This is a genomic window from Chromobacterium sp. FG89 (assembly GCF_057808735.1).
This window is the reverse complement of sequence record NZ_JBMDIQ010000001.1, coordinates 32,496-50,364: the sequence shown is the minus strand read 5'-3', so window position 1 is coordinate 50,364 and position 17,869 is coordinate 32,496. Positions and strand designations below refer to the sequence as shown.

General features: G+C 64.3%; 18 protein-coding genes. 7 read left to right on the top strand and 11 right to left on the bottom strand.

The window, feature by feature from the left end; all coding sequences use genetic code 11:
• Positions 1–53: 53 nt before the first annotated feature.
• The 3 genes from ACODRW_RS00240 (at position 54) to ACODRW_RS00230 (ending at position 1,841) form a co-directional block, all read left to right on the top strand.
• Positions 54–599: a gamma carbonic anhydrase family protein gene (locus tag ACODRW_RS00240; protein ID WP_107800675.1), complete on the top strand. Its 546-nt coding sequence runs from the start codon at positions 54–56 to the stop codon at positions 597–599.
• Between the two features lie 2 nt (positions 600–601).
• A complete protein-coding gene (locus ACODRW_RS00235) occupies positions 602–1,129 on the top strand; it encodes an RDD family protein (RefSeq protein WP_488904915.1) in 528 nt (175 codons plus the stop codon).
• 244 nt (positions 1,130–1,373) lie between these two features.
• Complete coding sequence (locus ACODRW_RS00230) at positions 1,374–1,841, top strand: DUF1842 domain-containing protein (RefSeq protein WP_043589836.1); 468 nt, start codon at positions 1,374–1,376, stop codon at positions 1,839–1,841.
• A 234-nt stretch (positions 1,842–2,075) separates the two neighbouring features.
• Here the strand turns inward: ACODRW_RS00230 and ACODRW_RS00225 are convergent, their stop codons facing one another.
• On the bottom strand, positions 2,076–2,414 hold the full coding sequence (locus ACODRW_RS00225; RefSeq protein WP_488904914.1) for a DUF1484 family protein: 339 nt from the start codon (positions 2,412–2,414) through the stop codon (positions 2,076–2,078).
• A 968-nt stretch (positions 2,415–3,382) separates the two neighbouring features.
• Positions 3,383–3,652, bottom strand: a complete 270-nt coding sequence (locus tag ACODRW_RS00220) for a hypothetical protein (protein WP_488904913.1) — start codon at positions 3,650–3,652, stop codon at positions 3,383–3,385.
• Between the two features lie 324 nt (positions 3,653–3,976).
• Here ACODRW_RS00220 and ACODRW_RS00215 point away from each other — a divergent pair, with 324 nt between their 5' ends.
• Positions 3,977–4,384 carry a hypothetical protein gene (locus ACODRW_RS00215; RefSeq protein ID WP_488904912.1) on the top strand — a complete coding sequence of 136 codons (408 nt, stop codon included), beginning with the start codon at positions 3,977–3,979 and terminating at the stop codon, positions 4,382–4,384.
• Between the two features lie 58 nt (positions 4,385–4,442).
• Here ACODRW_RS00215 and ACODRW_RS00210 read toward each other — a convergent pair whose 3' ends face one another.
• From ACODRW_RS00210 to ACODRW_RS00200, 3 genes are read right to left on the bottom strand one after another with little or no spacing between them, the layout of a single operon-like run.
• Entirely contained in the window at positions 4,443–7,253 is a 2,811-nt protein-coding gene (locus ACODRW_RS00210; protein WP_107800681.1) for an ATP-binding protein, read from the bottom strand.
• On the bottom strand, positions 7,253–8,017 hold the full coding sequence (locus ACODRW_RS00205; RefSeq protein WP_488904911.1) for a hypothetical protein: 765 nt from the start codon (positions 8,015–8,017) through the stop codon (positions 7,253–7,255). The genes ACODRW_RS00210 and ACODRW_RS00205 overlap by 1 nt, the downstream gene beginning before the upstream one ends.
• Positions 8,017–9,294 carry a hypothetical protein gene (locus ACODRW_RS00200; RefSeq protein ID WP_488904910.1) on the bottom strand — a complete coding sequence of 426 codons (1,278 nt, stop codon included), beginning with the start codon at positions 9,292–9,294 and terminating at the stop codon, positions 8,017–8,019. Before ACODRW_RS00200 ends, ACODRW_RS00205 begins: the two co-directional genes overlap by 1 nt.
• 154 nt (positions 9,295–9,448) lie before the next feature.
• Between ACODRW_RS00200 and ACODRW_RS00195 the strand changes: the two genes are divergently transcribed.
• Together ACODRW_RS00195 and ACODRW_RS00190 are read left to right on the top strand one after the other, a co-directional pair.
• A complete protein-coding gene (locus tag ACODRW_RS00195) occupies positions 9,449–10,576 on the top strand; it encodes a succinylglutamate desuccinylase/aspartoacylase family protein (RefSeq protein ID WP_107800684.1) in 1,128 nt (375 codons plus the stop codon).
• Between the two features lie 18 nt (positions 10,577–10,594).
• The gene (locus ACODRW_RS00190) at positions 10,595–10,831 is read left to right on the top strand and encodes a putative hemolysin (protein ID WP_166453390.1); all 237 of its coding nucleotides are present in this window, start codon (positions 10,595–10,597) and stop codon (positions 10,829–10,831) included.
• Between the two features lie 111 nt (positions 10,832–10,942).
• On the opposite strand, the gene ACODRW_RS00185 is transcribed toward ACODRW_RS00190, so the two are convergent.
• From ACODRW_RS00185 to ACODRW_RS00165, 5 genes are all read right to left on the bottom strand, one after another.
• Positions 10,943–11,710 (bottom strand): ABC transporter ATP-binding protein, encoded by a 768-nt coding sequence (locus tag ACODRW_RS00185; protein ID WP_107800686.1) that lies wholly within the window; start codon positions 11,708–11,710, stop codon positions 10,943–10,945.
• Between the two features lie 15 nt (positions 11,711–11,725).
• Positions 11,726–12,439 carry an ABC transporter permease gene (locus ACODRW_RS00180; RefSeq protein ID WP_107800687.1) on the bottom strand — a complete coding sequence of 238 codons (714 nt, stop codon included), beginning with the start codon at positions 12,437–12,439 and terminating at the stop codon, positions 11,726–11,728.
• Positions 12,436–13,125, bottom strand: a complete 690-nt coding sequence (locus ACODRW_RS00175) for an ABC transporter permease (protein ID WP_107800688.1) — start codon at positions 13,123–13,125, stop codon at positions 12,436–12,438. The genes ACODRW_RS00180 and ACODRW_RS00175 overlap by 4 nt, the downstream gene beginning before the upstream one ends.
• A gap of 286 nt (positions 13,126–13,411) precedes the next feature.
• Complete coding sequence (locus ACODRW_RS00170; protein ID WP_107800689.1) at positions 13,412–14,191, bottom strand: ABC transporter substrate-binding protein; 780 nt, start codon at positions 14,189–14,191, stop codon at positions 13,412–13,414.
• 541 nt (positions 14,192–14,732) lie between these two features.
• Complete coding sequence (locus ACODRW_RS00165) at positions 14,733–15,179, bottom strand: winged helix-turn-helix transcriptional regulator (RefSeq protein WP_227105092.1); 447 nt, start codon at positions 15,177–15,179, stop codon at positions 14,733–14,735.
• 111 nt (positions 15,180–15,290) lie between these two features.
• On the opposite strand from ACODRW_RS00165, the gene ACODRW_RS00160 reads away from it, so the two are divergent.
• Positions 15,291–16,514 (top strand): MFS transporter, encoded by a 1,224-nt coding sequence (locus ACODRW_RS00160; RefSeq protein ID WP_488904909.1) that lies wholly within the window; start codon positions 15,291–15,293, stop codon positions 16,512–16,514.
• A gap of 161 nt (positions 16,515–16,675) precedes the next feature.
• On the opposite strand, the gene obgE is transcribed toward ACODRW_RS00160, so the two are convergent.
• Positions 16,676–17,836 carry a GTPase ObgE gene (obgE, locus tag ACODRW_RS00155; protein ID WP_107800692.1) on the bottom strand — a complete coding sequence of 387 codons (1,161 nt, stop codon included), beginning with the start codon at positions 17,834–17,836 and terminating at the stop codon, positions 16,676–16,678.
• Positions 17,837–17,869: the final 33 nt, after the last annotated feature.

Sequence of the window (17,869 nt, the reverse complement as noted above, 5' to 3'; positions counted from 1 at the left end):
ATCCTGTGGGGGTATGATAGGAACTTTACCCGATTTCAGATGAGGACAGACCGATGAAAAGCAATATCCGCCCTTATGACGGGCATCAGCCGCAGATCCACGACAGCTGCTACATCGACCCGGCTGCCGTGGTCATCGGCGAAGTCTCGTTGGCGGAGGGCGCGTCGGTCTGGCCCTGTGCGGTGATACGCGGCGACGTCAACGCCATCAGCATAGGCGAGAACTCCAACATCCAGGACTTCGCCATGCTGCACGTCAGCCACAGAAGCGCAGCGGACCCCGTCGGCGCGCCGCTGGTGATAGGCCGCAACGTCACCATCGGCCACCACGTCACCCTGCACGGCTGCACCATAGGCGACGAAGTGCTGGTCGGCATCGGCAGCATCGTGCTGGACCGCGCGGTGATAGAACCGCGGGTGCTGATCGGGGCCGGCAGCCTGGTGCCGCCGGGCAAGCGGCTGGAGTCCGGCTATCTTTATCTGGGCAACCCGGTCAAGCAGGCGCGGCCGCTGACCGACAAAGAGCTGGCCTATTTCCAATACTCCGCCGAACACTATCTGCGCGTGGCGGCCAAGCACAAACCCAATCTGGAGGATTGAAGATGCAAGACGGCGCCGAAGAACTGGAATACGTCGGCTTCTGGCTGCGAGTGCTGGCCAGCCTGATCGACACCCTGCTGCTGTGCCTGGCGCTGGCGCCGGCGATCTGGCTGCTGGCCGGCGGCGGCGGCGAAACCCGCCGCGTGGCGGAAAGCGGCGACGGCTGGACGATGCAGGCCTTCATGATGCAAGGCGGCTTCGAGTTGAGCCCGCTGGCCGGCCTGATGGTCAACTGGGTGCTGCCGGCGGCGGCGGTGCTGGCTTTCTGGTGGTTCAAGAGCAGCACGCCGGGCAAGATGCTGCTGGGCGCGCGCATCGTGGACGCCAAAACCGGCGCGCCGATGACGCCGATGCAGGCGGCGCTGCGCTATCTCGGCTACTTCGTATCCTGCTTCCCCTTCTTGCTGGGCCTGATCTGGGTGGGCCTGGACGCGCGCAAACAGGGCTGGCACGACAAGATCGCCGGCACCGTGGTGGTGCGGGCCAAGCGCCTGGGCAAACAGCCTGTGCGCTTTGAGCAACAAGCCTGACTTTCCCTCGCGCCGCCGGCCCCGGCGGCGCGCTTTCCTGCCCCTCCCCTCCCTAAGCCCGCGCGCAAGCCCCATCTCCTCTTTATTTCCAACTGCCATTAAGTACGGCAGAAAATAAAATCAAAGGTTATATAACTACAGGGCAGCAGCGGTTACCGCCGCGGCTCGCACATCGCCATTGGGCCTGGGCGTCCCACCGGGCGCTCCAACTTCTCTGATGTTATTGATCTCAAGGAGTCCAAACATGACTATCGATCGCGATCAAAAATCCGGCCTGTTCATCGTCAGCTACAACGTCAACAAACCCGGCCAGGCGGGCGGCCTGAACCTGCGGCTGGATCTGACCGTGTACACCCCGTCGCGCCATATCACCGGCCGCGCCACCATCACCCACGCCACGCTGCAGCCGCTGGTGTTCGAGCACCCGATCCAGGGCCGCTACGAAGAGCAGGGCCGCGATATCGAACTGCATCTGGTGGGCGCGCCGCGCCTGCACGAGCAGCACGCGCAAAACCAGGCCCACGCGGCCGGCCACGCGCTGCTGGAACAGTTCTTCTTCGACGGCCAACTGAAAGACGGCTGGCAAGCCGGCAACAACTCCAAGGCGCGCTACGCCTTCTTCCAGAACCAGCAATGGCACGAGCAGCTGGGTCAGGAAGTGCGCCTGGCGGATGAAATCAACAACGCGATCAAAGCGTTGAACCTGCGCTAAGAACATGTTTACGATCTCGCGAGCTAAGGCGAGACAAGGCGAAAACGGCTGAGAAAGCGGAATGTACATACGGTACATGAGCATTTCGAAGACGGCGCTCATCGCACAATGTCTCTACCGACGCGCAGCTGATCGTCAACAGGTTCTAAGCGCATGCGCCCGGTTCCAGGACCGGGCCATCCATCAGTACCCGAAGCCCGCCCCCAGGCGGGCTTTGGGCGTCTTGGCGCGGACTCAGGCTCGCGGCCGGTCGAACTGATCGTCCAGCGCGTGGCAAGCCTCGGCCAAGCGTCGCTGCACCGGCTCCAGCAAGGCCCACAGCGTACGGCCCGGCAATTGCGCCTGCCCGCTCAGGCTCAGCAGTTGCAGCAGCAAGGCCAGGGCCTGCTTGCACTGGATGACGTGGTCCATGGCATCGTCGATTTCACCGATCGCGTGGTCCAACCAGGCTAGTTGGGTGTCGATCAAGGCCAGGCTCTCGTGCTCCATCCGCATCTGATGCAGACGACTCAAGGTGCGGGCCAGCTCCCGGCGCGGGCTCAGGGAAGAAGCGGCAAGCGGCAGCGCAGTCATGGCCGGGCCTCCAAAGAACGGAAAGAAACACGACACCACAAGAAGAAAAAAGGGAAATTCGGGAGGGGGCGTAACAACGTAAACATGGCGGTCTCCAGTGCTGACGTTAACGCCTGATATCCGTCGCTAAGCGGATACGGCAGGCACGTGACAGGGTTAGCGAACCGGCGCACTGAAGACCGGCAGACCATAAAGGCCTCCCTGCCACTGCCTGCCATAGGAAACACAACTACGTTGGTTCAAATAGGCGTGAGAAGACCACTCTCAGCAGAGGTATCAGTGCATTTGGGTCGCTAAACCCAGCGCCGCGCATTCAGCGGCACGAGAGAATTGTCACTTGGGAAGTCAGGAGGGTCAAGGTAAAGCCATCAGCAAACCGTTCAGGACGGACGCAAAGAAAAAACTTTAGAAAGAACTGAGGACAGAGGAAAAACACATGTCTGCGTCTGGATTGTTTAAGCAACTGCTCCATGACCCATAGGGTGGAAGGAAAAAGCAGAGGTGGAAAACCGACAGAAGGCAATCGGTGGGCATTTAGCCCCTCCACTCTTTCCTCCCTCAGCCGTTCGGTGCAAAGAATAGCTACTGGCACCACAAACAAGCACGCCTCTTTCGAAATCCGGATGACGCTTGGCGTGAACTTCAGGCCTTTCTAGGGAAGACAGGGCATGACAAGGTTGGCGAACCGGCAAGAAGGAACCGGCATGCACGGAGGCATCCTCGCCATATCCTGCCCAGATACGATCCGGCAAAATCCTGGTGATACATGGACATCAAGACGCTGCGAGCGCAGCATGTCCGCCTCCTTCTTGCATTTGGTCGCCAAACCAAGCGCCGCCAGTTGCGCGGCACGACCAAGATTGTACTTGCCGGTTCATCAGGGCCAAAGCCATGGCGATCAGCGTAAAAATAACACCCCGCCTGGGCGGGGTGTTGGCCTGCAATGGACGAAGCTGCTCGGAAGTTCTCTACCTATCGCCCTCTTCCCGTCCATCCTCGACATCGTCCTGAGCCGGGAAGAACACATGCTTGAAGACGGCCAGCCGCACCGGGTCCAGCCGCCTTTCCGCGACGCTCAGCACCGCCTCGGGATCGAAGTCATCGCTGGCCTCGTAAACGAAAAACGGCTCCTCATCGTCAAGCTCGTACACCGAAATCCGCAAAACGCCGTTCGGGCGCAGTTCCAGCTTGAGTTGCGCCATGGGGATGGCGCTGCTCACCAAATCGCGTTCTTCCATTTCAAACCCGCTTTCCCACAACGCTCATGCCTACCTCTCAGCATAGGCCAGAGGCGGCGGGACGCCATCCGCCGTCCAAGCGCGGCCCGCCGCGCAAACGCCTCATCAGCGCTTTCTCGCCGCCCGGCCTTAAGGACTGGCATGCGGCGCTTGCTGATAGCCTCGCGCTCGCCTATCTTCACAATCCAAATGGCATTTAAATATGAAAAATAATTGCCATTTGTATAAATAGGCGACATTTAAGCGCCATTTCACGACGCTAACGCCTCGCCGGCAAGGCCGCTCGCTTGCCGACGGTTCTCAACCATCACCCAAAGGAGCGCCATGCATCCCTCACTCAACTTCCTGTTCCGCCGCGTCGCGGCCTTGCTCGCCGTCAGCGCGCTGTCGCTGACCGCCGGCGGAGCGCTGGCAGCCAATATCAGCGGCAGCCTGCCCAATTACAAGGACAGCGGCATCACCTTCAACTATGTGGAGCAAAAAAGCGGCGGCTCCGGCCCCGGCGCGCGCGGCATTCGCATTTACATCGCCGGCGGCCGCGACCAGAGCTACAAATTCAGCCCCAATCCCCACGACGATCCCTGGTACAACAAGAACCAGATCAAGTTCTACCGGCAAGCGGCCGAGGCGCTGGCGGACGCCTACCTCGCCAAGAAGCCGAACCCGGCCTTCCCGCGCTACGGCTTCAAGTCCACGATCAACGGCATCGAGTACAGCTACAACCAGCCGTGAGCGACAGCGGCCCGCCCAATAGAAAACAGCCGCCCCTAGGGGCGGCTGCGCAGTCTGCTCAAGCCGGTTCGCCGCCGTCCGCGCGGCGGCGGGTTTGCAGAATGGGCGGCGCCCATTGCTCTCCCGGCCGCTTCTTGCGGGTGGCCAGCGTCAGCTCCGACGGCGCGAAGATATTGATGTTGTGGGTGTTAGGCGTGGTGATCAGGTACTGCGCCTCGGTGGCTTTGAGGAAGCCGGCGACGCGGTCGATGTTGAAGATGTCCAGGTGGGCGAACGGCTCGTCGATGAAGACGAAGCCGGACGGGTTGGACTCGTCCATCATCAGGCCGATCAGCAGGATCAGCGACTTCATCACCTGCTGCCCGCCGGAGGCTTCGCCGTCGTTCATGCCCATCAGGCCCTTCTGGTCGAAGTTGAACTTGAGCACCAGGCCGGCCTGGGCCAGCGCCGCGTCGTCGTTGGACAGCTGCGGCAGTTCCACTTCCACCTGGATGCCGGCCAGTTCGCCCAGGCGCTTGACGTTCTGACCGTAGACGCGGACGGTGGCGCGCAGCTTGCCCATATAGGCGGCGCGCGCTTCGTCGGTGAGTTCGCGCGAACGGTCCACTTCGCTTTGGCGGCGCTGACGCTCGCGGTCCAGGCCGGTCAGGTCTTCCACCAGTTTGTCCTTCAGGGCCAACACGGCTTCGTCCTGCTCCCAGTCTCCGCTTTGCAGCCGCTCTTCCAAGTAATTGAGCTGGTGCTTGGCGTCGGCGGCGGTGTCGAACTCGCTTTCGAGCGCCGCGACGTTATCCGCCGCCAGCGCCGCATCGGGCAAGCGCTCCGCCCATTCGCGCAGCTCGGACAGCAGGCGGCGCACTTGGCGGCGCGCCTGCTCCACTTCCTGCTGTTTTTGGCGGAAGGCGGCCAGGCTGTCCTGTTCGCGCTGGCAGACGCGGTCGTGTGCCAGCCTTGCGTCGCTGTAGCGTTGGTCGGCGGCTTCCTTCTCCGCGCTGACCAGGCCCAGCGCCGCGCCCAGGCGGGCGATTTCGCTTTCCAGTCCCTGCTTGCGCGTTTCCAGCGCGGCGAACTCTTCGGCGCGGCTGTCCAGCTGGCGGATGGCGTCCATGCCGCCCAGGTATTCGGCCAGGCCGGCGGCTTCGCGCGTGGCGGCCACCAGCCGCTCTTCATCGGCCAGGATGCGGGTGTTCAGCGCTTTCAATGCCTCGCGCACCGCCAGCAGCCGCGATTGGCGGGCGGCTTCGCCGAAGGCGAACTCATGCGCCGGCACGCCGATGTGGCGCGCGCCGCGGCGTTCGCGGAAATAGCCGTCGCGGGTGATCCAGTCGCCGCTGACGTCGGCGCCCTGCTCGGCGTCGTCGACGCGGCTGACGCTGTTCAATTGCCGATACAGCCATTCCGGCGCGTCGGCGGAGAAGCGCACCACTTCCATCAGGCTGCCGGCGTTGGCGCGCGGCGGGCTGCTGCGCTCCGGCACCACGAAGTGGCGGTAGCGCAGTTTCTCGCCGATGCGCCAGGCTTCGCGCCGGTCGGATTCGCGCTCCAGCAGCACCACGTGGCGATAGCCGCGCAACAGCGCTTCCACCGCCGCCTGCCAGTTGGGGTCCAGCACTTCCACGATGTCGGACAACATCAGGTGGCCGATGCCGGCCTCGTCCAGCGCGGCCTTGAACTGGCGCACGTCTTCCGGCGCGCGGCCGCGGCCTATCTCCAGCGCCTCCAGGTGCTGGGAGCTATCCTGGCGCTGCTTTTTCAGTTCGCGCAGGCCGTCTTTCAATTGCTCGGCTTCGCCGCGCAAGGCGGAGAGCTTGTCGGCCAGTTGGGCGGCGTCGGCGCCGTATTCCTTGCTGGCCAAGGCTTGCAGCCGGTCGCGTTCCTTGAGCTGGCCGGCCACGCCGGCGTGTTCGCCCTTGGCCGCCATAAAGGCTTCCTGCGCGCCGACGCGGGCGGTTTCGGCCGCCTTGCGCGAGGCGTCGGCGGCCACTTCCGCCGCCTTGAGCTTGGCCACCAGTTGCAGGGTGTCGGCGTGCTCGCCCTGGGCCTGGTTCAGCGTGTGGAAGTTGCCGCGGTAGTTTTTCCAGACATTGCCGAGCGCGGACTTGGCGTCCAGATAGGCCAGCACCGGCAGCGCCTCGTCGCGCAGCCGGGCGATGCCGGTTTGCAACTGCCGCCATTCCAGATAGCGGTTGGCGCGGGTCTTCATGGTTTCCACCCGCGTCTGCAGCGCTTCTTCCTGACGGCTCAGCGATTCCAGCTCCAGCTCGGTGGCGCGCTGCTCGTCGCGGGCGCGCTGGTAGTTGTCCAACACGTCCTTGTCGCCGAAGACCTGAAACACCAGGTCCAGCAGTTGGCGCGGGCTGTATTCGGTGAGCTTGTCGGTGTCGCCCTGTTCCAGCGCCAGCACTTCGGCCACCGCCGGGGTCAGGCCGGCCATTTCCAGCCGGCGGCGGTATTCCTGCACGCCCATCCATTGGGCCTGGCCTTCGGCCAGCTCCAGCGGCACGTCGCCGTCCAGGATGGCGTAGTGGCGCACCCAGTCCCCGCCCTGTTTCTTGACCCGGCACAGCAGGGTGACGGCGTCCGCGACGATGGGGAAGAAGGGGGTCGGATACAGGCCGCCGCTGGGGCGGCGCGGATTGTCCACCACGCCGCGCAGATAGGCGAAGGGTTCCTTATTGTTGCGAACGTAGCGCTTGTAATCGCGCTTGCCCGAGCATTTGATCGCCAGCAGGGTGCGCATCGCGTCCAGCAAGGTGGTCTTGCCGGAGCCGTTGGGGCCGATGATGGTGACGATCTGCGCGTCCAGCGGCACGGTCAGCCGCTGCCAGAAGTCCCAGTGCACCATTTCCACCGATTTCATCTGGAACATCAGCGCGTCTCCTCGTGGGCCGCGTCCTCGTCCGGCGGCAGGTCAAACAGCGGGCCGGCGGAGTCCTCCGCCTCCGCGGCGGCGTCCAGGCCGTCCTCGGCCGCTTCCGCGCGCTTGTCGGCCAGCGCGTCGCGGCCTTCGCGGCGCAGCAGCACGTCGGCCAGCGCGCCTTCGATGATGCGCGGCGCCAGCTGGGCGTAGTCGATCATCAGGTCCAGCATCGGCCCTTCGTCCAGCCAGCGGTTGCGGCGCACGATGAAGCCCAGGTTGACCAGGCGGCCCAGGTTGGCGTTGAAGCGGGTGCGGCCGCCCAGCGCCTTGCCGAAGTCCGCGTAGAGCGCGTCCTCGGACACGCCGGTGGACACGGCCTCGCCGGTTTCCAGCGGCTTTTGCGCGCCGAACATATCGCTCTGGTTTTCCTTGCCAGCTTCCACGCGGGCGATCTGGCGTTCGCGCTTGGGCAGGATGATCAAGGACCACAGGATGACCAGCAGCGCCACGCCGTCGCGCGGCAGGCCCAGATTATTGTTGAGCCAGGCGTCGCCGGAGCCGAACACCGGTTCGGTCATTTCCGGCAGCAAGGCCACGGCGAGGTGTTCGGCGTAGGGGTTCTCCACCAGGCGCAGGCCGACGGCCGCCAGGCTCTTGTCCAACTCCAGGCGGAAGCTGTCGTCCAGCAGCGCCTTCTTCGCCAGCGCGTCGCCGCGCGGCACCACCCGGTGCGCCAGCAGACGGGCGGTCAGGGTTTTGATTTCTGTTTCCATTAAGAACCTTTTTGGGCCGCGGCCACCAGTCGCGCGTCGGACAGCGACGCCACTTCCGGGTGGTCCGGCTCGATCACGCTCTCGCCGCCTTGCAGACTGAACGGCAGCTTGGCCAACGCGGCGACGATGCTTTGGTCGTTGCTGGTTTCCGGATCCCCGATCAGGGACAGCAGCGACAGCCGATAGGCGGTTTCGTTGTAGCTGTCGGCCAGCACCGCCTGACTGATGTGGGCGTCGGCCACGCCGGACATGCCCAGTTCCAGCAAGGCGTCGTACATGGCCTCGGCCTCCAGCAGGCGCTCCATTTCCGGCGCGTCGGCCAGCGGCGCGGCTTCTCCGCCCGGCAGCGTCATGGAGCCGGCCTTGGCGCGCTCGCGCGCCAGCAGTTCGAATTCGGCCACGTCGGCCAGTTCCGGCGTGGACAGGAAGGCGGGCTCGGGGGCGATGGACAGACAGGCGTCCAGCTTGTGCGCCAGCTGGCCGGCCGCCATGCGGCGCAGCCAGTCGGCGATGTCGGTGGAGGTCAGGCCGGAGCCGCCCAGATGCACGCGCTGCGCGGCCAATTGCGCCAGCCGGCGCTCAAACGTGCCGGCCAGGGCCAGCATGCGGCTTTGCGCCAGCGCGATGGCCTGGGCCTGGTTGAGCACCAGCAGGCTCAGCGTGTCGTCCTGGGTCAGGCTCTTGACCACCTCGGTGGATTTGGCCACCCAGCGCCATACCGCTTCCAGGCGGTGCTGGGCGGCGCGGATGCGGAACTCCGACTGCGATTCCAGCGCTTCTTCAAATTCCGCGTACAGCTCGTTCAGGCGCGCCAGCAGGTGCTTGAGCGCTTCGTCGGAGACCTGGCCCACCGCCTGGCCGGCGGCCACCTGGCTGGTCAGATAGCCCAGCTCCACGTCGTCGCCGGCGAAATCCACCATGGTGGCCAGCGCCGCCAGCGCGACGCGCGCGCCCTCGGACAACTGGTAAGCGCCGCCGTCGCTGTCGTAGACCAGCAAGCCGCCCTCGCGCAGCCGGCCCAGGATGGTGGCCAGCTTGGTGTCGTTCAGATAGGCGAAACGCTGGGCGATTTCCTGCGGCGTCCATAGCGGCGCTTCGGCGCGGCCGCCCAGTTCCCGCAACACCAGCAGCCGCATCAGCACTTCTTCGTCGCCGCCGCGGAACAGGGTGACGAAGACGGCGAGATAAGGCCAGGCGCCGGTCAGGCGCGACACCGCCTGCAAGGAGGCGGGCTCGATGCCGGGCTGGAAGAAGTCGGAGAGAGAATCCAAAGGCACTCCACCACGCGCGCGGGCGTGGAATGGCAAAAGCCATGATTGTCCGGGGGGCATGCTCGTTCGTCAACGCATGTCCGCTCGGCGGCCCTATCTTGCCCGGGCCGGTTTGGCATAAGATTCGACGACAGAGCCGCACACCGCAAGAGGAGAACCCATGTACACCCACCGCCAGCCCTTGCTGTCGCCCAGCCTGGGCAGCCAGCGCGACCTGACCAGCTTCCATTTCGGCGTGCCGCAAAGCGGCCAGAAAATCTATATCCAGGCCAGCCTGCACGCCGACGAGCTGCCCGGCATGCTGACCGCCTGGCATTTGAAGCAAGGCTTGCAGCGGCTGGACGCCGCCGGACTGCTGCGCGGCGAGGTGATCCTGGTGCCGGTGGCCAACCCCATAGGCCTGAACCAGAACCAGAGCGAGAAGCCGCTGGGGCGTTTCGACCTGCAAAGCGGTCAGAACTTCAACCGCTATTACCCGGTGCTGTCCGAGCCCATTTTCGAAGCGGTGAAAGCGCAGCTGGGCCGCGACGGCAAGGCCAACACCGCCTTGATCCGCGCGGAGGCGCGCCAGCAATTGGGCGCGCTGCGCGCCGACAGCGAGCTGCAATCGCTGCGCCACACGCTGATGAAGCTGGCTTTCGACGCCGACGTGGTGCTGGATCTGCATTGCGACTGCCGCGCCGGCCTGCACCTGTACACCGGCACCCCGCTGTGGGAGCAGTGCGAGCCGCTGTCGCGCTACCTGGGCGCTTGCGCCACCTTGCTGGCCACCGATTCCGGCGACCATCCCTTCGACGAAGCCTGCGGCCAGCTATGGTGGCAGCTGCGCGACCTGGCGGCGGCCGAGGGCCTGGACGTCCAGATCGACATGGCCTGCCTGGCGGTGACGGTGGAACTGCGCGGCGAAATCGACGTCCATCACGATTACGCGCGCCGGGACGCGGAAGGCATCCTCAACTTCCTGCGCCACCGCGGCGTGATCGCCGAAGCCGCGCCGCCGCAGCCGGAACTGCCCTTCCCGGCCACGCCGCTGGCCGGCTCGGAAAACCTGTACGCGCCGCACGCCGGCGTGGTGGTCTACCACGCCCAACCGGGCAGCGAGGTGGCCAGCGGCGAACTGCTGGCCGAGGTGATAGACCCGATAGGCGACCGCTGCAGCGAGATCCGCGCCAACCGCCCCGGCATGTTGTACGCCACCAGCGCCCGCACCTACACCACCACCGGCCTGTCGCTGGCCAAGGTGGCCAGCCGCGAGGCCTTCAAATCCGGCAAGCTGTTGTCGGCCTGATACTGAAAGGAAAACCGCATGAGAATCTTGATATGCGCCGCCGCGCTCTTGGGCCTGAGCGCCTGCAGCCAGACCAAGCCGCCGGAGCGCCCCGCGGTGGGCATGGCCAATCCGGCCTCCGTGTATTGCGGGGAAAAGGGCGGCAAGCTGTTGCCGCAAAAAGACGCCCAGGGCAATGAGTACGCGCTGTGCCAGCTGCCGGACGGCCGCACGGTGGAGGAATGGACGCTGTTCCGCGCCGATCATCCCCAATAAACCCGCTTATCCACAGCCAACGGCCAAACTCAAACTTATCCACAAAAGCCAAACCCGCCGGCCATCGCGCGCCGGCGGGTTTGCACTTTCTTCAGCGGGGCCGGGCCAGGCTTACTTCAGGCTGCCCGACAGGAAGGCCTTCAAGCGCTCGCTCTTGGTGTTGCCGAACACCTCGTCCGGGCAGCCCTCCTCCTCCACCCGTCCCTGGTGCAGGAACATCACGTGATTGGACACATTGCGGGCAAAGCCCATCTCGTGAGTGACCACGATCATGGTGCGGCCTTCCTCGGCCAAGGCCTGCATCACTTTCAGCACCTCGCCCACCAGCTCCGGGTCCAGCGCCGAGGTGGGTTCGTCGAACAGCATCACTTCCGGCTCCATCGCCAGCGCGCGCGCAATCGCCACCCGCTGTTGCTGGCCGCCGGACAGATGCGCCGGGTACTTGTCCTGCGCGCGCTCGTCCAGGCCCACTTTGCGCAGGTATTTGACCGCGCGCTGGGTGGCCTCCTCCTTGGAAATCCCCAGCACGTGCACCGGCGCCTCGATGACGTTTTCCAGCACCGTCATGTGCGCCCACAGATTGAAGTGCTGGAACACCATGGCCAGCTTGGTGCGCATGCCCTGCAATTGCTTCTGGTCCGCCGGCGTCAGTTCGCCGTTCTTGGTGGCGGCCAGGCGGATGGGCTCGCCATTGAGGCTGATGCTGCCCTGGTTCGGTTTTTCCAGGAAGTTGATGCAACGCAGAAAGGTGCTTTTGCCGGAGCCGGATGAGCCGATGATGCTGATCACGTCGCCGGCCTTGGCGGTCAGCGAAACGCCCTTGAGCACTTCGTGGCTGCCGTAGCTCTTATAGATGTTCTGGATATTCAGCTTGTCCATCTTCTAGTCCGTTTCTCAGGTTTTCGCCGGCTGCAAATAAGCCAGCCATCTGGTCTCGGCCTTGCGGAACAGCCCCACCAGGATGAAGGTGACGCCCAGATAGATCAAGGCGGCCAGGCCGAAGGCGTTGAAGGAGTCATAGGTGGCGGCGTTGACGTCGCGCGCCACTTTCAGAATGTCCGGCACGGTGGCGGTGAAGGCCACGGTGGTGGCGTGCAGCATCAGGATCACTTCATTGCTGTACGCCGGCAGCGCGCGGCGCAGCGCGGACGGAATGATCACTCTTCGGTAAAGAGTGAACTTGCTCATGCCGTAGGCGCGCCCGGCCTCGATTTCGCCGTAAGGGGTGGCCTTGATCGCGCCGGCGAAGATCTCGGTGGTATAAGCGCAGGTGTTGAGCGCGAACGCCAGGATGGTGCAGTTGTAGCCTTCCCGGAAAAAGTGGTTGAGAAAGCCCACTTCCCGCACCACGTCCAGGCTGTACATGCCGGTGTAGAAGAACAGCAGCTGCACGTAGAGCGGCGTGCCGCGGAACACATAGGTGTAGAACCAGACGCTGCGCGCCAGCCATTTGACCTTGGACACCCGCGCCACCGCCAGCGGGATGGACACGATGAAGCCGAAGGCGATGGACAGCACCAGCAGCCACATGGTGACGGCGAGGCCGGACAAATGGTAGCCGTCCGACCACAGGAAGGGACGCCAGTATTGCTGAATGATGTCTATCATAGCTCGGCCTCCCGCACGCCCATGGAATAACGGCGTTCCAGCCACATCAACACGAAGTTGGACACCGTGGTGAGCAGCAGATAGATCGCCCCGGCCACCAGGGTGAAGAAGAACACTTTGTAAGTGCTCTTGCCGGCGTCTATCGACACTTTGACCACGTCGGTCAGGCCGATGATGGACACCAGGGCGGTGGCTTTCAGCATCACCTGCCAGTTATTGGAAATGCCCGGCAGCGCGAAACGCATCATCTGCGGGAACTGGACGCGGGAAAACACCTGCCAATGGCTCATGCCGTAAGCGGTGCCGGCTTCCAGCTGGCCCTTGGGCACGGAGATGAAGGCGCCGCGCAGCGTTTCGGTGAAATAAGCGCCGTAGATGAAGCCCAGGGTCACCACGCCGGACACGAAGGGATTGAGGTCAATCCGTTCCATGCCCTGCCATTCGGTCAGATGATTGATGCCGATCTGCAGGCTGTAAAAAATCAACAGCATCAGCACCAGATCCGGCACGCCGCGAATCAGCGTGGTGTACAAGGTGGACACGCCGCTCAGCAAGGGATTGCTGGACAGCTTGGCCCCGGCCCCGATGAGGCCGATGAGGAAGGCCAGCAACAATGACAACACCGCCAACTCCAGCGTCACCAGCGTGCCGTCCCAGATAATGGAACCGAATCCATGCAAAAACATGCTCTTCCCCTTTCAGGGCGGCGGCGCGCGCCGAACCGGCCCTGACTTGCGCAAAAGACGAGCCGCCGACAAAACGGATGGCCCACTCCGGCCACGGAGGCGCTGCGGGTTCCAATGCAGCGGTTTTGTCGGCGGCTTGCGGCTTAGAACATGTTTACGATCCGCGGCGCGTCGTGGACGCCTTAGGCGATGAGGACTCTGGCTCGCAAGATCGTAAACACACTCTTAGAGCCCGTTCAAAGCCTGCCGCGCGGCGACCTTGCATGCTTGAACGGGCCCTTGCCGTTTACTTGCCGTAAACGTCGAAGTTGAAGTATTTCTTTTCAAGCTTCTTGTAGGTGCCGTCTTTGAGCATGCCGGCGATAGCCTTGTCGATATCAGCCTTCAGTTCCTTGTCTTCCTTGCGCAAGCCGATGGCGGCGCCTTCGCCCAGGGTCTGCGGGTCAACCAGCTCTTTGCCGGCAAAGGCGAAGCCCTTGCCTTCCGGCTTCTTCAGGAAGCCTTCGTCCGCCTGCACCGCGTCTTGCAACGAGGCGTCCAGACGGCCGGCCCCCAGGTCGGACAGCACTTGGGTCTGGTTCTGATAAGGCACCACTTCCACGCCGGCCGGCGCCCAGTGTTTCTTGGCGTAGGCTTCCTGGATGGTGCCTTGCTCCACGCCCACGCGCTTGCCCTTCAGCGAAGCCGGAGTCGGCATCAGGCCGGAACCGGTCTTGGCCACCATGCGGGTTGGCGTGTTGAACAATTTGGCGGAGAAGCTGATTTCCTTCATCCGGGCTTCGGTCACCGACATCGAGGACAGCACGCCGTCGAACTTCTTGGCTTTCAAAGCCGGGATCATGCCGTCGAAATCGTTTTCCACCCACACGCACTTGGCTTTCAGGCGCTTACAGATTTCATTGCCCAGATCGATGTCGAAGCCCACCAGCTGGCCGTTGGGCGCCTTGGATTCAAACGGCGCGTAACTGGCATCCACCCCGAAGCGGACTTCCTTCCAATCCTTGGCCCATGCGCCGATAGACGCGGTCATCAGACCCAAAGCCATCACAGCCAATGCTTTCTTCATTTGCTTCTCCTCATAGACTTCATCTACAGCCAACGGTGAAAATCCCGAGCCGACAGCCGGGCATATGCATTTCACAAGTTAAAGCGCACGGGGCTTTTCGCCCTCTGATCCGGCATCGCCCCCACGGGGGCTGAGCGCTTCATGTTATATAAATAGAGCAATTTGTCTATACCGTCTCCGCCGCCCGCCGCCCACGCCGCTCTTATCTAAGCTTACGTCATGCCGTCATGGAAAATTAATGACTTGGTATTTCAGCGCCAGGGCGAATTTGCGGCTTGTTGAGGACAAAATACAACATCCAGACACCCACTCAAGTAACGCTTGGTATCGGAATGGGTGTACCTGCAAATGAAAAAGTCTTCATATAAACAAGCCGCTTCCTCCCGCCGAAGGAGCTGTTCAAATGGCAGACAAGGACAAGGCGGACCGGGAAGAACGCGGGAAGGGTAATGGGCCGCAGCCCTGAAGAATGCGGGAAGGGACAAGCGCCGGCCCAGCGCATGGCTGCACCGCGGCTCCGTCTTTGTCTCGGCTGATCGGCTCAGGCCAGCTTGCGCACCTCGGTGGCCTCGGGCGCCAGTTCGACGCCGTCCGCGTCCCTGGGCGACATCAAGGGCACGGGCTGGCCGGTCCGCTTGTCTATCAACAGCGAATGGCCTTCGCCCGCCTCGAACAAATGCCCTTCACCCCACTGGCGCAAGGCCAGCACCACCGCGAACAGGCTTTCCCCCTTGGCCGTCAACACATACTCCTGGTAAGCGGAGCCGTCCGAGGCCGCCTGGGTGGCGAGCACCTCGGCGTCCACCAGCTTGCGCAGCCGGTCGGACAGGATGTTGCGGGCCATGCCCAGGCCGCGCTGGAAATCGCCGAAGCGGCGCACGCCGTCGAAGGCGTCGCGCACGATCAACAAGGACCAGCGATCCCCGATCACGTCGACGCTGCGCGCCACCGGACATGGCTCCTGATTCATGGTGTTGTGGCGCGTCATGGGCTCTCCTTGGGTTCTGCGGCGGCGGGATCAATCAGTTGCATTTTAAAACTACCTGCCCTAGCATTCAATCAGTTTCATTTTGCAACCAGACTGAACGGACTCGGGATCATGAACGCCAGGCACGCCCCATCGCCACTCTTGAAACACAAGCCAGCGAACACGCCCGCCGGCCTGGTATGGCTGTTCGCCGTCGCCAGCGGCCTGAGCGTGGCCAACGTCTATTACGCTCAACCCCTGCTGGACGCGCTGGCCCGGGACTTTTCCATCCGCCAGGCGGCGGTGGGCGGCGTGATCACCGCCACCCAGATAGGCTGCGCGCTGGCCCTGCTGCTGCTGGTGCCGCTGGGCGATCTGCTGGAGCGCCGCCGCCTGATGGCGGCGCAACTGCTGGCGCTGGCCGCCGCGCTGACGGCGGTGGCCATGGCCCGCTCCACCCCGGCGCTGCTGGCCGGCATGCTCGCGGTCGGACTGCTGGGCACGGCGATGACGCAGGGGCTGATCGCCTACGCGGCCAGCACCGCCGCGCCGCATGAGCAAGGGCGCGTCGTCGGCGCGGCGCAAAGCGGCGTCTTCATCGGCCTGCTGCTGGCGCGGGCGTTCTCCGGCGCCGTCAGCGACCTAGCCGGCTGGCGCGGCGTCTACCTCGCCGCCGCCGGGCTGATGCTGGCGATTGCGCTGCCGCTGTGGCGGCGCTTGCCGCCGCTCCCCGTCGCCGCGAACGCGATGCGCTACCCGGCGCTGCTGGCCTCCATGCTGGACTTGCTGCGGCGGGAAAAAACACTGCAAGCGCGCGGCATGCTGGCGCTGCTGATGTTCGCCGCCTTCAACGTCTTCTGGAGCGCGCTGGCCCTGCCTTTGAGCGCGCCGCCCCACGGCTACTCCCGCACCGCCATCGGCGCCTTCGGCCTGGCGGGCGCGATAGGCGCGCTGGCCGCCGCCCGCGCCGGACGCTGGGCCGACGGCGGACATGGCCAGCGCACCAGCGCGGCGGCGCTGGCTTTATTGCTGCTGGCCTGGTGGCCGCTGTCGCTGATGCAGCAATCGCTGGGCGCGCTGCTGATCGGCATCGTGCTGCTGGACCTGGGCGGCCAGGCGCTGCACGTCACCAACCAGAGCCTGATTTTCCGCGCCCGGCCAGCAGCCCATAGCCGGCTGGTGGGCCTTTACATGCTGTTCTACGCCGTTGGCAGCGGGCTGGGCGCCATCGGCGCAACGGCGGCCTACGCCCATGCCGGCTGGCAAGCCGTATGCTTGCTGGGCGCCGCCGTCAGCCTGCTGGCCCTGCTGTTCTGGTGGGCGACGCGCGGCGTCACCCCCGCGGCGGCGGACTGAAATGAAAAAGGCCAGTCGCGAGACTGGCCTTCTTGCTTGCCGTGGATGCCGGCGCCTGGATGAAAGAACCCACCCAAAGTCTAGCGGGTTAGAACGAGACAAGGCGAAAACGCACTCACCGCGTCACATCTCTCGACGCCCAGCAGACCGTAAACAGGCGCTTATTCTTCCGTCGTGTCCTGATGCATCGCCGCATCCGGAGTAATCATGGTCTGACGCGCGGCGGCGGCTTGCTGCTGCGCCTCTTCCACCTGCTTGCGCTGCTCCGCGCGCACCACGTCCAGATAGGACATGATGGCGAAGGTCAGCTCGCGGGTGCCTTCGTGGTTCAGCGCGGAAATGCTGAACACGCGCGGCGCCTTGAGATCGAAGCCGAAACGGTCGTCCGGCTGCTCTTCCGGCCAGCCGTAGGCCTTGAGGAAGGCGGACACCGTCAGCTCGCGTTCGTCCGGCGGCAGCATGTCCACCTTGTTCAACACCAGCCAGCGCGGCTTGCCGTGCAGTTCGTCGTCGTACTTCTTCAGTTCCTCGACGATGGCGCGCGCCTCGCGCACCGGGTCCACGTCGGGATCGAACGGCGCCACGTCCACCACGTGCAGCAACAAGCCGGTGCGCTGCAAATGCTTGAGGAAGCGGTGGCCCAGGCCGGCGCCTTCCGCCGCGCCTTCGATCAGGCCGGGAATATCGGCGATCACGAAGCTGCGGGTATCGTCCATGCGCACCACGCCCAGATTGGGGTGCAGCGTGGTGAACGGATAATCCGCCACCTTGGGACGCGCCGCCGACACCGCGCGGATGAAGGTGGACTTGCCGGCGTTGGGCATGCCCAGCAGGCCCACATCGGCCAGCACTTTCAGCTCCAGCTTCAGCGTGCGCTGCTCGCCCTGCTCGCCCGGCGTGCACTGACGCGGCGCGCGGTTGGTGGAGGATTTGAAATGGATGTTGCCCAGGCCGCCCTTGCCGCCGCGCGCAATCATGATGCGCTGGCCGTGATGGGTCAGGTCCGCCACCAGCTCGCCGGTGTCGTGGTCGGTGATCACCGTGCCCACCGGCATTTTCAGGTCGATGTCGTCGCCGCCCTTGCCGTAGCAATCGGCGCCGCGGCCGCGCTCGCCGTGTTCGGCCAGGTATTTCTTGACGAAGCGGAACTCCACCAGGGTGTTGACGTTCTCGTCCGCCACCGCGTACACGCTGCCGCCCTTGCCGCCGTCGCCGCCGTCCGGGCCGCCGAAGGGCACGAACTTCTCGCGACGGAAACTGGCCACGCCGTTGCCGCCGCGTCCCGCGAACACTTCAATGCGGGCTTCATCGATAAATTTCATGTTTTCAACCTCTGTCTTGCGAGGAGTCAGGGG